Source organism: Acidovorax sp. (assembly GCF_046314175.1).
Taxonomy (GTDB): Bacteria; Pseudomonadota; Gammaproteobacteria; order Burkholderiales; family Burkholderiaceae_C; genus Acidovorax.
The window spans coordinates 1-13,777 of the sequence record NZ_JBKBXG010000005.1 but is presented as its reverse complement, the minus strand read 5'-3'; the positions used below and the strand labels follow the sequence as shown (position 1 = coordinate 13,777).

Sequence of the window (13,777 nt, the reverse complement as noted above, 5' to 3'; positions counted from 1 at the left end):
CCCACAACACCAACAACCCACGATGAAGGAGACACCGATGAAAAAACGCACCCTGCTGCACACCCTGGCGCTTGCAACCGCCGCACTGGCCCTGGCGGGGCCCGGCCATGCCAAGGACTTTCCCCCCAAGAAACCCGTGACCCTGGTGGTGGGGTTTGCCGCCGGCGGGGCGGCCGATGCGGCCGCCCGCCTCATCGCCAAAAAGCTGGGCGAAAACATTGGCCAGTCGGTGGTGGTAGACAACAAGGGCGGTGCGGGCGGCAACATCGCGCACCAGTTTGTGGCCAATGCGGCTCCGGATGGCACGGTGCTGCTGTTCGGCTCCGTGGGGCCGCTGACCATTGCGCCGCACTTGATGAAGCTCACCTATGACTCCTTCAAGGACCTGGCGGCGATTTCGGGGGGTGTGAACTTTCCGAACGTGCTGGTCGTGCACCAAGCTGCAGGCGCAAAGACGCTGGCAGAGTTTGTGCAGCTGTCCAAGAAGAAGCCTGGCAGCGTGGAGTTTGCTTCCACCGGCGCGGGATCTGCATCGCACCTGGCAGGGGAGCTTTTCAACCAGCGGGCGGGCATCGACATGACCCACGTGCCCTACAAAGGTGGGGCACCCGCCTTGCAGGATTTGCTGGGCGAGCGCATCACGTCCTACTTTGCAGCCCCACCCACGGCCCTGCCGCACATCGAAACAGGCAGGCTGATCCCGCTGGCCACCACGGGTCTCACGCGGCCAGCCTATCTGCCCAATATCCCCACCGTGGCGGAATCTGGCTTTCCGGGGTTTGAGGCACTCAACTGGTATGCCTTTGTGGCGCCGGGCAAGACGCCTGTGCCGCTGCTGGAGCGCTGGAACCAGGAGATCGTCAAGGTGTTGAACGACCCTGCCGTGAAGGACGCACTGAACAAGCACGGCCTGACGCCCCAGCCCACAACGCGCGCCGAACTCACCGCCTTCATGAAGAAGGAGTCGACCCAGTGGGCCGCCATCATCAAGGAGCGCAAGCTCACCGCGGATTGAGTCGGCCGGTGCTCTTCACCGATCTCATGCGGTGGCGGCGGGCGCATGCTTCGCCCGCACCAACCCCTCGCCCAGCAGCTGCGCTAGCCACTGGCTGAGCGCGGCGGCATCGCCCGCCCACAGCCCCTGCTCCAGGAGCGCGGTGCACGCGTCGTGCACAGACAGTCCGATGTGCAGATGGCGCACCAGCGCGGCCTCGGTGGCATCCAGCGTTCGGAAGTGCGGCTGGAATCCCTTGCGCCACACCAGCAAGGCTGCGGGCGCTGGCAGCAACACGGCCTCGGGCACCTCGTCATCGGTATGGATAGCGTTCCACAGGGACACCACATTGGTGGTCACCGTGCGCAGCAAGGCGCTGGGATGCAGCATATCGGCGCGGGTGGTCCAGTCGCCAGAGGCCTGTGCGCTGTCCAAATCGAGCACCGGAACATCTGCACCGTCAAACCGGGTACGCAGGTCCCAGTCGAGCTGGGCCAATTCATACAGTTCAGGGTTGTCGGGGTACTGCTGGCGCAGCGCATCCACCAGCCCCTCGCCGTAGCGGTTGAGGCTGCGCGTGTGCGGCGGTTGGTCCACGGCATAGGCGCGCGCATGTGCGTCGAAGGTGTCCGAGCCCATGTACAGGGTCGTCTTGGCGTAGGTATCGGCCAGCACCTCGGCCAGCCGCGCGCGGTAGGCGTAGTGGTAGATGGGCAGGCGGCCGGTGATCAGGTCGTCGGGCCGTTCGGGGGGCGGCGGATCAGCTAGCACGCATTCGGCAAATTGGCGCTGCACCGCAGCCAACCCGGTCGGGTCCGCCGTGGGGGCCAGGGAGATGGAGGTGATCGCGACAGGCTCGGGTGGGGCCACATGCTCGGCGGCAACGCGCCGGGCGATGGCCATTTCATCCAGCAGCTCGGCCAGCGGCGGGATGTGGTCATCGCGCTCGATCATCGCGGGCACGGCACCAAAGCGCTGGCAGGCCTGGGCATACAGGTCCCACACCGGTTGCGCCACGGGGTGGTCGTGCGTGTCGATGATGTGGTCGCCATTGTCGCTGTGCCCAGCCAAGTGAATTTGCTGCACCCGGTGCGCAGGCAGGGCATGCAGGTAGGTCAGCGGGTCAAAGCCATGGTTCACGCTGCTCACGTAGATGTTGTTCACATCCACCAGCAGCAGGCAGTCGGCATCTTGCGCAATGTGGGCCAAAAACTGCCACTCGCTGGCGCTGTCGTGCCGGTAGCGGACATAGCTCGACACGTTCTCCAGCACCAGCCTGCGGCCCAGCACATCCTGCGCGCGGCGGATCTGGGTGATGACGTGCCGCGCAGATTCGTCGGTGTAGGGCAGGGGGTACAGGTCGTGCAGCTGCTCGGGGCCGGGGCCCGTCCAGCACAGATGGTCAGACACCCACAGCGGTTCAAGGCGATCAGCCAGCGCCTTCACGCGCTGCAAATACGGCACATCCACGCCCTGCGCCGCACCGATGGACATGGCCACGCCGTGCATGGCTACGGGGTAGTCGCGCCGAATGGCATCGAGCACCGCCAGAGGTTTTCCACCGTCGATGAGGTAGTTGTCGGTGATGATTTCCAGCCAGTCCAGCGGCTGCTTGCGCGCCAGGAAATCGGCGTAGTGCTGCGTGCGCAGCCCCAGGCCAAAGCCCGTGCCGCGCGTAGCGATGGGGTCATGTGCCATGGCGAAATCAAAGTGTGAGCATCGGCCAAGTGCGATGCAACTGGCGCGGCCCAAGGCGAGCACCGCCGCGCAAGGGCCGCCCCGCCGCGCTGGCGGTGTCCCCCTCCCGCGCAGCGAGAGAGGGGGAAGGCGCGAAGCGCCTCAGGGGGAGCTTCATCTCACCCCTTGATATCGCCGATGGTGCCCTTCTCCATCAGGCACTGAGCGGCTGTCTTGGCCTTGAAGCCGTGGCCCTTGCAGGCGTTTTGGCCCTTGCAGGCGTGCTCAGCCGTGGAGCAGTCGCTGTTGCCCTTGCAGTCGTGCACGTTGTAGCAGTGCACCTTGTCGTTGGCGGCAATGGCGGCGCCTTTGGAGCCCTTGGGCGCGTCGGCTGCAAAGCTGGTGGATGCCAGTGCCAGCAGCGCGGCAGACAGGGCGAAAGATGCAGTGGTCTTGGTGTTCGTGGACAGCATGGCGGGTAACTCCGTAGGCGTTAAGGGATGAGTAATCAGGTGGTTAGATCGCGCTGCACCGTGCCGCGCTCTCTGCCTGGTAATTCGTCCCCCGCACGCTGCGGGTTACATGCAGTCCAAAAAACTTTTTTGCGTGGTGCCTCGGCGCTATTGCGCAGAGGGTTCGGTCACCGAAATGTCGGTGTGCACCAGCGTCAGCGGAAACCGCTGGCCCGCCAGGTAGTCCTCCAGGCAGCGCAGCAGCAGGGGGCTGCGATGGCGCTCGGGGCAGGCGCGGATCTCATCGGCCGTGAGCCACAGCGTGCGCACGATGCCGGTGTCGAGCGTGCGCCAGTCGTGGTGCGTGCCCAGCGAGCCCGCAAACGCAAAGCGCATGTAGGTGATGTCGTCGCCCGTGCGCGTCTTGGTGAAGCGGTTGAGGTACACGCCGATCAGCGCCGTGGGCTCGAAGTCGTGGGCGGTTTCTTCCAGCACCTCGCGCGCGCAGGCCTGGATGGGCGATTCGCCCGGGTCCAGGTGGCCTGCGGGGTTGTTGAGCTTGAGGCCGTCCGTGGTCTCTTCCTCGACCAGCAGAAAGCGGCCATCGCGCTCGATGAGGGCGGCCACGGTGACGTTGGGTTTCCAGCGGTGGGGCATGGCGCGCATTATGACGAGGACAGGTGACGCCGGGCCTACAGGTTGCGCGCCATGTAGACAGCGCCCTCGCCATAGCTGGCAAGGCGTTCCCGCTGCGCCACATCTGCCAACGGTTGCAGCACATAGCCATGGCGCTCCCAGTACACCTGCGAGCCTTGCACCGAAACCAGCGCGCTGTGCAGCAGGCCTTGCGATGCCGCCTGCGCCCACAGCGGCTGCAGCAGCGCGCGCGCCAGGCCTTGCCCTGCGCGGGCGGGCAACACCGCCATGTCGTGCAGGTACAGCGTGTCGGGCTGGGCCACCGCCTCAAAGTCGCCGTGCAGCGGGGTGACCTTGCCGCGCACGCTGCGGTATGCCGCCAGGTAGGCACACACCGTGCCACCCTGCTCCAGCACCAGCGAGCAATTGGCCAGGCTGGCCAGGCGGCGCGCAAACACCCCGCCACTCTCCACAAATCCTTCGCCATAACAAGCCAGCTGCACGGCCAGCAGGTCGGCCAGATCGCTCAGCGCCAGCGGGCGCACCACCACGGACATGAGTGAGCTTGGTTCGATCAGTGCGGCAGCACGGGCGCCTGTACAAAGTCGTCCAGCGACAGGCCCTTTTCCTTCAGCAGCGCCTCCAGCACCGGTTGCAGGCGGCCCAGGCTCTCCTGCACGGCCTCGCGCACCGTGTCCACCACCACCTGTGTGCTGCGCTCGATCTCGATGTTCAGGCGGTCGCCCACCTTCTTGTTCTCAAACACCGTGGCGCGGCGGGTCTCGGGGATCATCCAGATCTCGAACCAGCCCTCTTGCCGGTTCACCTCGGCCACCGTCAGGCTCGCGCCATGGATGGCGATGTAGCCCTTGGCAAAGATGTAGCGGCGAAACGCCTCGGGAACGGCCACGCGCCACACGAGGTTGTTGTCGAACTCGCGGCGCTCAATCAGCGTGCCGGTGAAGTCCACATGGCCCGACAGCGGGTGCCCGCCGATTTCAGCACCGTCCTTGGCGGCACGCTCCACATTCACACGGTCGCCCTGCACGTAGCTGCCCAGCGTGGTGATGTTCAGGCTCTGCAGCATCACGTCGAAGTTGGCCTGCGTGGGCGACAGGATCTCGGTGACTGTGAGGCACACGCCGTCGGTGGCCACGCTGGCACCGATGGCGAGGTCCTGGCAGAAGCCCTCAGGAAAATCGAGAGTGAAGGTGCGCAGGCCTGCGCGGTCTTGGATGGCGGCAATGCCTGCCGTGGCTTGGACGATGCCTGTGAACATGGTGGCGCGGCTTGTGGAGCGTTGGGAGGGGAACCGGGAATTTTGCCACCCGGCCCCCACCGCGCGTTGGCGCCGGGTTACTTGGCCCGCAGAAGTTCGCCCACTTCCAGCAACACCAGCTCGTTGTCATCCGCCTTGTTCGGCTCGCGGCTGCTGCTGAACGGCAGGTTGTTGTCGTTGCCCACCACGATGTGCGTGCTGTCCACAATGTCCACGTTCTCGATGGTGAAGAACGGGAAGGTGAGCACGCCGTTGTTCAGCGGCTTCTTGGCCAGGCGCTGTGGGTCCTGGATGTTCATGAGGTCGATGTAGCCCACCTTGCGGATCTCGCCGCCCACATTGGCGTCGCTCATCTCGATCTTGTAGACACGCTTGAACTTGGCCAGGTCGTGGAAGCAATCCGTGCGCTTCTGGCCTTCGGGGCAGGCCTTGTCGGCCGTGCCTTCGCCGTTGTCGCGCTCGATGATCAGGCCCGTGGTGCCGTCGATCATGTTGAAGTCGCCAATCGCGTGGTGGTTGGCCTCCAGCACGTACTTCCAGTGGCGGCCGGTCCATTGCTCGGTCTTCACGTCGAACTCCAGCACGCGCAGGTACTGCTTGCCGCCCACGTTTTCATACGCCTTGGCATCGTCGTTCCACAGCGCGCCTTCCAGCAGGGCGTAGAGCTTGCTGCCGTCCTTGCTGGCGGCCATGCCTTCGTAGCCCTTGGAGCGCTTGACCGCAAAGGTGGTGGGCTTGGCATCTGGCGCACCGGGCAACAGCGCACCGGGTGCGTCGGGCGAGCGCACCACCTTGCCGTCCACCTTGGTTTCGAACACCGCCAGCACCTTGCCGTTCATGTCTGTCTTGATGAGGTAGGGGCCGAACTCATCGCCAATCCATAACGCGCCGCCCGCAAACTGAAAACTCTCGGGGTCGAAGTCGGCACCGGTCAGGTAGCGCTTGTCGGTGCCTTCATGCGTGATGCGAAACGGGATCTTCTTGTCGGGGTCGTGCAGGAAGATGGTCTTTTGGCGGTTGAACTGGCCGCTTTTGAAGTCCACCGTGTAGTGGCTCAGGTGCAGCATGAAGTCGGGCGAATTGGCCTTGCTGCCCGCGCCGTTGTCCGTCAGCAGCCAGAAGCTGCCATCAGCCATGCGCTTGATGCCCGAGTGGCCCTGCACCGGCTGACCCTGGAAGGGCAGCGACACGCCAGTGTTGCGGCCACCAGACTGGCCCATCACCGAGCCCACGGCATCCACGCGGCGCGGCGTGGTGAATTTGCCGCTGACCTGCAGGTCCTGCGGTGCGTCCTGGGGGGCGGCAATCAGCGTGAGGGCGGGCAGCACGGCATGGCCGGCCAGCGTGGCGGGGTAGGCCTGTTGGGCAAATACAGAGGACGACGCGGCGCACAGCAGTGCGGCAGCAATCAAAGTGGGCAGGGGTCGGAACATGGTTGAAATGGGAGCAAAGAGGAAGCCCGCAACCATGCCGCGCGACCATGACGGGGTGGTGAAGCAGAGATGACGATGCCGTGACGGAAGGAGATCTCGATAGCTCACCACGCAGACGCAGTTCACCGTGACGGCTGTTGCTGACCTTGCCAGTGAACGCCTGCAGCACATTGGCAAGCACCAGCGGGCCCAACAAGACGAGAAAGCGACAGTCAGGCGAGGGGTTCCGGGGCGCTGTGGATGCACACCGGCGTGCCCACCGCCACCCGGTCAAACAGATCGATCACGTCAGCGTTGGCCATTCGCACGCAGCCGTGCGATACGGGCACGCCCAGGGGCGAACCGTCAGGGCAGCCGTGGATGTAGATAAAGCGGCGCAGGGTGTCCACCGTGCCGCCCCGGTTCACGCCGGGTTCGCAGCCGGTGAGCCACAGGATGCGAGTGAGGACCCAATCGCGGCCCGGGTGCTGTGCCGCCAGATCGGGGGACCACACCTCGCCGGTGGTCCGGCGCCCCACAAACACGGCGCCCGGCGCACTACCCGCGCCCACTTTGGCACGGATGCGGTGCTGGCCGCGGGGTGTACAGCCGCTGCCGTTGCGCTCGCCCACGCCGTTCAGGGCGGTGGAGATGGTGTAGCTGCGCTCTATGGCCCCGCGCACCACCAGGTGCAGCCGCTGCTGCGCTACGTCGATGTGCACTTCGGGGACAGCCATCGGGGGTCAGCCTGCCGCCACCAGCCCGGCGCCATGCCCGCGCGTAAACGCCTCTTCAAACACCGAGTAGCCCGACCAGTCGCTGTGCGCAAACGCGAGCCTTGCGGTGGTGGGTGTGGGTATCCAGGCAGAACGCTCACCATTTGATAGCTGCTTGCGCTTACCAGATAAGCGTTGGAGGCCAATTTGGCTTAAAAACTGCTGTGTACCCGGCACCGGGATGGACATGGCGTGGCCGTAGCGGGTGATGTCCATGCGCGTGGCGCGCTCGCGCAGGTCGGGGTGGGGCACGGCCAGGGCGGCCAGGGCAGCGTCGGCCCACTGCTGCCAGGGCGCGGTGGCCAGTTGCTGGCGGGCATCGGGCATGTCGCCCAGCGCCTGGTAGTAGGTGAGCACGGTGGGGCCGGTGATGGCAGCGCGCATGTCCAGCCGCTGGTGCCCGGCGTTCACATAACCCAGGCCGCCTGCGGTGGGGTCTGCGTAGAGCACGTTGTCCCACGCGGGGGCGGCGCCGGGGCGGTCGGTCAGCGGAGTGTCGATGTGGATGTTGGCCACCAGCCAGGGCGCCCACTGCAGGCGCTGCGCGGCGGCGGTCAAGAACGCGGGTGGGCTTTGCACCACGCGCGCGGCCACAAACACGGGCAGCGCCACGATGCAGCGCGGCGCTTGCCAGCGCTCCACGCTGTCGGTGGCGTGGTTGAAGGCGTCCACCTCCACGCCGTGGCGGGTTTCGGTGATGCGCAGCACGCTGGTGGCGGTGCGCAACTGGCCTCCGCCTTGGGCATTGCTCTGCAGCGGCGCGGCCAGCTGCGCGGTGATCCAGCCATTGCCCTCGGGCCAGGTGAGCACGCTTTCGCGCGCTTCGTCCACCGCCTCGCCCGGCGCATGAAAGCCGTGGCGGCTGGCGAAGTAGTGGATGCCCGCCCAGGCCGACACGCTACCCGTGCCCGCGCCGTAGTCGTCGCGACAGCAGTAGTCCAGGTACCAGCGCAGGTGGGCGTCATCCAGCCCCTCCTGCGCCAGCCATGCACTGAAATTCATAGCATCCAGCGCTTGATGGGTGGGCGCTAGCGGCTGTTTTGAGCCCCAAATCCTGAGTGCGGGCATCGCAAACCGTGCCGCCTTGGCCTCTCGCTCCACCGCGTGGGCAAAGCGGCGGTACTGGTCCAGCGTGGCCTCGCCCACACCCTGCACGGGCAGCAGGCCCTCTTGCCACTCGCCCTCAAAAAACAGGCGCTCTTGCGGGCTGTGGCACAGGTGGCGCTCGTCGTATTGCCAGCGCCCCGCCAGCCGGCGGCGCAGGCCCAGTTCTTCCAGCAGGTCTTGCACCTCGCGCGCATCGTCGCCGGGCACGGGCAGGTAGTGCGCGCCCAGCGGGCAGGGAATGCCGTTGACAGCACCGCCGCGGCTGTTGCCGCCCGCGCTGTCTTCCAGCTCCAGCAGCGCAAAGTCCTGCACCCCCGCCAGCCGCAGCGACCGCGCTGCTGCCAGCCCCGCCACACCACCGCCCGCAATGATGACCTGCGCGCGCCGCACCACGGTGGGCGCGGGCAAGCTGCCGGTTTTGAGCAAGTCGCGCAGCGCATGGCCGCGCGCCATGTCGATGCCGGTGAAGCCGCCTTCCAAGACGCGCGCGGCCTTGTCGCAACCCGGCAGGAGCACCGTGGCGGCCGTCGAGGCGGCGGCGGTGGCGAGAAATTGGCGGCGGTGCATGGGAGGCTGATTCTGCTTCAGCGTTGAAGGGCGCGGCGTTCGCAACCGGCACGCTCCGATGCCAGCGCACCCGTGGAACTGGCTTTGCCAGGCCACCGGGTGCGTCCCCCTGGGGGGAAGACGCGAAGCGGCTCAGGGGGGCTTCTCAATGTTTTCCCCACTCGCGCTCGTACGTATGCACCAGCGCCTGGTTCGACAGCCGGTTCACCTCGCTCGGCACCCGCGCCATGTCGAGCGGAAAGTCAAACAACAGGGGCAGCGTGTCGGCGCTCAAGAACCGCAAATCGGCTGGCAGCGCATCGGGCAGGCGCCAGGGGCGGCGGCTGGCGACGATGAAGCCCCATTCGCCAAAACTGGGCACGTGCGCGTGGTAAGGCGCGGTGGAGAGACCTACCGATTCAATGGTCTGCGCCACCGTCCAGTAGCTTTTGCGCGCCACCAGGGGCGATGTGGTCTGCACCACCGCGTAGCCGCTGGCGGCCAGGCGGCGGTCCAGCAGGGCATAAAAGCTGTTGGTGTAAAGCTTGCCGATGGAAAAATTGGTGGGGTCCGGAAAGTCCACCACGATCACGTCAAAAACATCGGTCGTCTGCTGCAACCAGCCAAACGCATCGGTGTTGACGATCTTCACCTTGGGGTTCTGCAGCGCCTGGCCGTTGAGCTGCGCAAGGCGCGGGTTCTCGCTGAAGATTTTTGTCATCGCCGGGTCCAGCTCCACCAGCGTCACCGACTCGACCGAGGGGTACTTGAGGATCTCGCGCACCGCCATGCCGTCGCCCCCGCCCAGCACCGCCACCATCTTCGGTGCGCCGTGTGCCGCCATCGCCGGGTGCACCAGGGCCTCGTGGTAGCGGTACTCGTCGGCCTGCGCAAACTGCAGGTTGCCGTTCAGGTACAGCCGGTGGCCCGCCCGGCCCTGCGTGACCACGATGCGCTGGTAGGGCGACGCGGTGCTGAACACGATGCGGTCCTGGTAAAACTTGTCTTCGGCAAAGGTGGTGATGTGCTCCGCCCCGGCCAGCGCACCCAGCAAGATGCCCAGCACCAGCACGCAGGCCGCCAGGTGCGCCTTCAGACGCCGCAGCTCGCGCCGGAACAGCCACACCGCCCACAGCGCCACGGCCGCGTTCATCACGCCAAACAGCAGCCCCGTGCGGATGAGCCCCAGGTGCGGCACCAAGAGCAGCGGAAACGCCATCGACACCACCAGCGCGCCCAGGTAGTCAAATGTGAGCACCTGCGAGACCAGGTCCTTGAGCTCCACGTTGCGCTTCAAGATACGCATGACCAGCGGAATCTCCAGCCCCGCCAGCATGCCCACCATGAACACCATGCCGTACAGCAGCAGCCGAAAAGCCCCCGGCGCGTAGGCATTGGCCAGAAACAGCGTGGCAGGCAGCAGCCCGCCAATCAGCGCCACCATCAGCTCAATGCGCAAGAAGTGCGCGGGCAGTTGCCGTTCAAAGTAGCGCGACAGCCACGAGCCCACGCCCATGGCGAACAGATACGTGCCGATGATGGTGCTGAACTGCAGCACCGAATCGCCCAGCACATACGACGCCAGCGCCCCCGCCGCCAGTTCGTACAGCAGGCCGCAGGCGGCCACCACAAACACGCTGGCGAGCAGGGCGACTTCGATGGGGCGGGGGCCGGTGGGCGGGGCCGGTTCCGCCAGGTGCGGCGAATCTGGCAAGTGCGGCAAGTGCGGCGACGGTGCTTGCGCCATGGTCAGGCCAGCACCGCGTTGATTTGCTGCGGCAGGCCCTGGCCATCTTGCTGCTTCGTCAGCCAGCCAAACACCGCACGGCCACCGCTGGCCTGCGCCCACAGCGCGCCCACCTGGCTCTTTTCAATCTCATACGGGTCGCTCAGCAAATGGGCGCCTTTGTATTCGAGCAGCGCCACGCGGCCATCCACCAGCTCGGACATCAAGTTGAACGCTTCTTCCGCGCGCGTTTTCCTGGAAGCGCTGCCGGTGCTGCCGTAGTGCGACACGGTCTGCAGCAACCAGTAGGGGACCTGATCGGCAGGAGAGAACGCGGCTGCGCGGTGGAGCCAGTCGAGGGTGGGCATGCGTGGGGTCTCAGCGGGGGTTGGCTTGGCGGGGTTACAGGTCCGTGCGGTGCGGGCCGGTCAGGTACGACTCATACAGATTCACGTTCTTTTCATCACATCCCAACCGTTTGGGCTAAGCCTGTCGAAGCCATGCGCGGCGCTTCGACAGGCTCAGCGAGAACGGTTTGAGATTGTTGAACGCATTCCGGAATCAAGCGCCGCAGCATTTCTTGAATTTTTTGCCGCTGCCACAGGGGCAGGGGTCGTTGCGGCCCACCTTGGGGGTGTCGCGCACGGCGGGCAAGGTCACTGGGTGCGCGGGGTCGGTGCCATGGGTGCGCCGATAGCGCTGCCACCAGTCGCGCACGGCGTACACCGTGATGATGAGTGAGGGCAGGAGTTCTTTGCTCTCGGCTTCGAGCTGGAACTCTGGCCGGTCGGGGTTGTAGCCCATGGAGTACAGCACCACGGGGCCGAGCAGGGTCGCTGCTTGGGGGTCTGCCATCAGTGGCTCCCACTCGTCATCGGTGGCCACGGCCCGCCGAAAGCCTTCGGCCCAGTCTTTCAGCTCCCACTCGCCTGTGCGATTGCCTTTGGCATTGAGCTTATAAGGCGTGATGCAGTCACCCTCTGCCACCTGGGACGACAGCGGCGTGTAGAGGGCGTCCACCGAGGCTTCGGCCGGGCGCACCACCAGGGCGGCCTTAATGTCGGTATAGCGGTGCAGCAGCAGTTGCAGCAGGCGCTGCTGGCGCGCCGGGTCGTGCGGCAGGGGCAGCGTGGGCTGGGCAAAGATGTCTTCCAGCCAGTCGTGCACAGGCACCGGGGACGGACCTGCTGCGATGGCGGTCAGGTAACCGTCGGCCATGTCGATGGTCATGGCGTCGTCGTCCAGCGCCGGGTCGGCCATCAGCTCGAACAGTTCGTCGATTTCGGCGTCACTGAGGCGGGGCTGGGTGTCCCACGGGCGGCTGTGGAGCATGTTCCACGAGAAGAATTCGTTCATGGGCTTGCGGTGTGAGGCGGCGCGGTGGACATGGGGTTGCGTGCGGCAAGGGGTGCCGCGACGCGGTGGCCGCGCTGCGATGTGGATTTGCGTGGCGTTGCTATGGGATCTTGTACGCCGGAATTTTCACACGGGTGCTGTGCCCACGCCCACCGCACCAGCCACCGTCCTCAGTGAATCGCCGCCGCCACGATGATGCTGATGCCCAGGCACATCGCGGCCACCACCAGGCCCAGGGCCTGGTTTTGCTTTTCCACAATTTCGCGCCACAGGTCGTAGGGCGTGATCTTGTCGATGATGATGAAGGCCAGCCAGAAGATGATGATGCCCATCAGGGCATACAGCAGCGTGCCGCCGATGGACAGGGGCTGAAGCCATTCGAATTTGGTCATGCTGTTCTCCGGTGAAGTTCGGGTTGTTTCGAGGTTACTTGTGGCTGCCGCCCGATGAATATCCGCCGTACGAGCCCCCGGAGCTGCGGTAGCTGGAGGACGAGGAGCAGTTCTCGACCCGGGGGTCGCAGCTGGAGCAGCGGCTGAGCACGATGAGCAGGATCAGGATCACCACGGCGAGCAGGATGATGGTGCCGCAGCCCAGGCCCGACTTGGCCACGAAGGGGCCGGGGTCGTCGCGCTGGAGCACGTCCGCCTTGTCTTCGAGTTTGAAGGCCTTGGCCACAGTGTCGCTGGAAATCTTGTCGCCTGAAGACCAGGTGACTTCATTGGGGGTTTGCTCCAGCGAGAGCAGGCCTTTGGCGCTGGCAAAGTCGCGGTTGCTGGTTTTCTGCCCGCGCGTGACCTGCCAGTAGAACTCGCCCAGCACGTAGGTGGTTTCGGCCTGGTAGGTGTACTTGAGCTCGTACTTGGTGCCCATGTACGTGGCGCTGCGGCCGTTGGAAGAGAGCTGCGGCGCGCCGGTGGTGGGGCGCACCATGCTCCAGCCTTCTTCGGAATCGACCAAAAAGGCAAAGCCGCGCTTCTGGTTGTAGAGCAGGTATTCGCTCCAGCCGAAGTGTTCATCGTCGCCGGGCTCCACGCCCATGCGGTGCTGAAATCCCACCACCTGCCAGTGCACGCCCTGGAGTTGGCCTTTGCTGCCCAGCGGAATGATGGGCTGCACGGGCTCGTCTTGTTCGGCCGAGCGCAGTTCGCCACCCACGCCGCTGCTCAGGTCGATGACGCTGGCGCACGAGCCGCAGGTGATGCTTTTGGTGCCCGCCAGCTTGACCTGCACGGGTGCGCCGCAGTGGGGGCAGTTGAACTGGCGGCCTTTTTCGTCTTTGGCGGATTCGTCTTTGAGGCCCTGGAGCTGCAGGTCTTCGAGCAGCACGGACTTGCCGCGCTCCACGCTGGGGGGCGTGTGGCCGTAGTCGATGCTGACCACTTCGCCTTCGGCACTACGCAGCTCGACCATGCCAAAGGGCTGGCCCAGCGGCGGGAGTTTGGGCAGCTCGCCCTGGGCCGATATCAGCTGTGCCTGGCCGGTGTAAGCCACGCTGTAGGGCTTGCCGTTGATGGCGGTGGTGGTGCCGATGCGAAAGCGCTCGGGCGCGGGCATTTCGCGGCCAGGGTCGATGGGGCGGGTGAAGACGTAGGCGCCGTTGTCCTCGCCCAGCGTGGCCAGGGTGCCGTCGTTGAGGAAGGCGGCCCACTCGGTCCAGACCCCCGCGTCGCCTTTGTATTGCAGGCGGCCAATCAGGGTGAAGGGCACATCCTTGCCGTCGAGCTGGATGCGCCCGCTGGCCATGAGCTGCAGGGGGCTGTGGTCGTCGAACAGCTCGGCCATCTTGCCCAGGCGCGTGAGCACGTCGCCGCTG

Annotated in this window: 14 protein-coding genes; 1 reads left to right on the top strand and 13 read right to left on the bottom strand. The window is 65.7% G+C overall.

Annotated elements, in window-relative coordinates; genetic code table 11:
* Positions 1-37: 37 nt before the first annotated feature.
* Positions 38-1,015: a Bug family tripartite tricarboxylate transporter substrate binding protein gene (locus ACK4OE_RS02415; RefSeq protein WP_409882748.1), complete on the top strand. Its 978-nt coding sequence runs from the start codon at positions 38-40 to the stop codon at positions 1,013-1,015.
* 24 nt (positions 1,016-1,039) lie between these two features.
* Here the strand turns inward: ACK4OE_RS02415 and ACK4OE_RS02410 are convergent, their stop codons facing one another.
* From ACK4OE_RS02410 to ACK4OE_RS02350, 13 genes are all read right to left on the bottom strand, one after another.
* Positions 1,040-2,692, bottom strand: coding sequence for a DUF692 family multinuclear iron-containing protein (locus ACK4OE_RS02410; RefSeq protein WP_409882747.1), 1,653 nt, complete (start codon positions 2,690-2,692; stop codon positions 1,040-1,042).
* A 158-nt stretch (positions 2,693-2,850) separates the two neighbouring features.
* A complete protein-coding gene (locus ACK4OE_RS02405; RefSeq protein WP_409882746.1) occupies positions 2,851-3,144 on the bottom strand; it encodes a hypothetical protein in 294 nt (97 codons plus the stop codon).
* 147 nt (positions 3,145-3,291) lie between these two features.
* Positions 3,292-3,780 carry an NUDIX hydrolase gene (locus tag ACK4OE_RS02400; RefSeq protein WP_121422951.1) on the bottom strand — a complete coding sequence of 163 codons (489 nt, stop codon included), beginning with the start codon at positions 3,778-3,780 and terminating at the stop codon, positions 3,292-3,294.
* Positions 3,781-3,815: 35 nt separating this feature from the next.
* Positions 3,816-4,316: a GNAT family N-acetyltransferase gene (locus ACK4OE_RS02395; protein ID WP_409882744.1), complete on the bottom strand. Its 501-nt coding sequence runs from the start codon at positions 4,314-4,316 to the stop codon at positions 3,816-3,818.
* A 17-nt stretch (positions 4,317-4,333) separates the two neighbouring features.
* On the bottom strand, positions 4,334-5,038 hold the full coding sequence (locus ACK4OE_RS02390) for a riboflavin synthase subunit alpha (RefSeq protein WP_409882743.1): 705 nt from the start codon (positions 5,036-5,038) through the stop codon (positions 4,334-4,336).
* A gap of 77 nt (positions 5,039-5,115) precedes the next feature.
* Positions 5,116-6,471, bottom strand: a complete 1,356-nt coding sequence (locus ACK4OE_RS02385) for an esterase-like activity of phytase family protein (RefSeq protein WP_409882742.1) — start codon at positions 6,469-6,471, stop codon at positions 5,116-5,118.
* A gap of 212 nt (positions 6,472-6,683) precedes the next feature.
* On the bottom strand, positions 6,684-7,187 hold the full coding sequence (locus tag ACK4OE_RS02380) for a L,D-transpeptidase family protein (protein ID WP_409882741.1): 504 nt from the start codon (positions 7,185-7,187) through the stop codon (positions 6,684-6,686).
* Between the two features lie 6 nt (positions 7,188-7,193).
* Positions 7,194-8,900 carry an NAD(P)-binding protein gene (locus ACK4OE_RS02375; protein ID WP_409882740.1) on the bottom strand — a complete coding sequence of 569 codons (1,707 nt, stop codon included), beginning with the start codon at positions 8,898-8,900 and terminating at the stop codon, positions 7,194-7,196.
* 145 nt (positions 8,901-9,045) lie between these two features.
* Positions 9,046-10,626 carry a polyamine aminopropyltransferase gene (locus ACK4OE_RS02370; RefSeq protein ID WP_409882739.1) on the bottom strand — a complete coding sequence of 527 codons (1,581 nt, stop codon included), beginning with the start codon at positions 10,624-10,626 and terminating at the stop codon, positions 9,046-9,048.
* Positions 10,627-10,628: 2 nt separating this feature from the next.
* Positions 10,629-10,973, bottom strand: coding sequence for a hypothetical protein (locus tag ACK4OE_RS02365; RefSeq protein ID WP_409882738.1), 345 nt, complete (start codon positions 10,971-10,973; stop codon positions 10,629-10,631).
* A gap of 193 nt (positions 10,974-11,166) precedes the next feature.
* Positions 11,167-11,961 (bottom strand): UPF0149 family protein, encoded by a 795-nt coding sequence (locus ACK4OE_RS02360; RefSeq protein ID WP_409882735.1) that lies wholly within the window; start codon positions 11,959-11,961, stop codon positions 11,167-11,169.
* Positions 11,962-12,131: 170 nt separating this feature from the next.
* The gene (locus ACK4OE_RS02355; RefSeq protein ID WP_409882734.1) at positions 12,132-12,353 is read right to left on the bottom strand and encodes a DUF350 domain-containing protein; all 222 of its coding nucleotides are present in this window, start codon (positions 12,351-12,353) and stop codon (positions 12,132-12,134) included.
* A 34-nt stretch (positions 12,354-12,387) separates the two neighbouring features.
* Positions 12,388-13,777 (bottom strand): DUF4178 domain-containing protein (locus tag ACK4OE_RS02350; RefSeq protein ID WP_409882732.1); only part of this gene is annotated, 1,390 nt, incomplete at its 5' end.

What these genes read in the sequence shown, in the direction of transcription:
- ACK4OE_RS02415 (WP_409882748.1), top strand. Translation starts at nt 38, where the DNA reads ATGAAAAAACGCACCCTGCTGCACACCCTGGCGCTTGCAACCGCCGCA.
- ACK4OE_RS02410 (WP_409882747.1), bottom strand. Translation starts at nt 2,692, where the DNA reads ATGGCACATGACCCCATCGCTACGCGCGGCACGGGCTTTGGCCTGGGG.
- ACK4OE_RS02405 (WP_409882746.1), bottom strand. Translation starts at nt 3,144, where the DNA reads ATGCTGTCCACGAACACCAAGACCACTGCATCTTTCGCCCTGTCTGCC.
- ACK4OE_RS02400 (WP_121422951.1), bottom strand. Translation starts at nt 3,780, where the DNA reads ATGCCCCACCGCTGGAAACCCAACGTCACCGTGGCCGCCCTCATCGAG.
- ACK4OE_RS02395 (WP_409882744.1), bottom strand. Translation starts at nt 4,316, where the DNA reads ATGTCCGTGGTGGTGCGCCCGCTGGCGCTGAGCGATCTGGCCGACCTG.
- ACK4OE_RS02390 (WP_409882743.1), bottom strand. Translation starts at nt 5,038, where the DNA reads ATGTTCACAGGCATCGTCCAAGCCACGGCAGGCATTGCCGCCATCCAA.
- ACK4OE_RS02385 (WP_409882742.1), bottom strand. Translation starts at nt 6,471, where the DNA reads ATGTTCCGACCCCTGCCCACTTTGATTGCTGCCGCACTGCTGTGCGCC.
- ACK4OE_RS02380 (WP_409882741.1), bottom strand. Translation starts at nt 7,187, where the DNA reads ATGGCTGTCCCCGAAGTGCACATCGACGTAGCGCAGCAGCGGCTGCAC.
- ACK4OE_RS02375 (WP_409882740.1), bottom strand. Translation starts at nt 8,900, where the DNA reads ATGCACCGCCGCCAATTTCTCGCCACCGCCGCCGCCTCGACGGCCGCC.
- ACK4OE_RS02370 (WP_409882739.1), bottom strand. Translation starts at nt 10,626, where the DNA reads ATGGCGCAAGCACCGTCGCCGCACTTGCCGCACTTGCCAGATTCGCCG.
- ACK4OE_RS02365 (WP_409882738.1), bottom strand. Translation starts at nt 10,973, where the DNA reads ATGCCCACCCTCGACTGGCTCCACCGCGCAGCCGCGTTCTCTCCTGCC.
- ACK4OE_RS02360 (WP_409882735.1), bottom strand. Translation starts at nt 11,961, where the DNA reads ATGAACGAATTCTTCTCGTGGAACATGCTCCACAGCCGCCCGTGGGAC.
- ACK4OE_RS02355 (WP_409882734.1), bottom strand. Translation starts at nt 12,353, where the DNA reads ATGACCAAATTCGAATGGCTTCAGCCCCTGTCCATCGGCGGCACGCTG.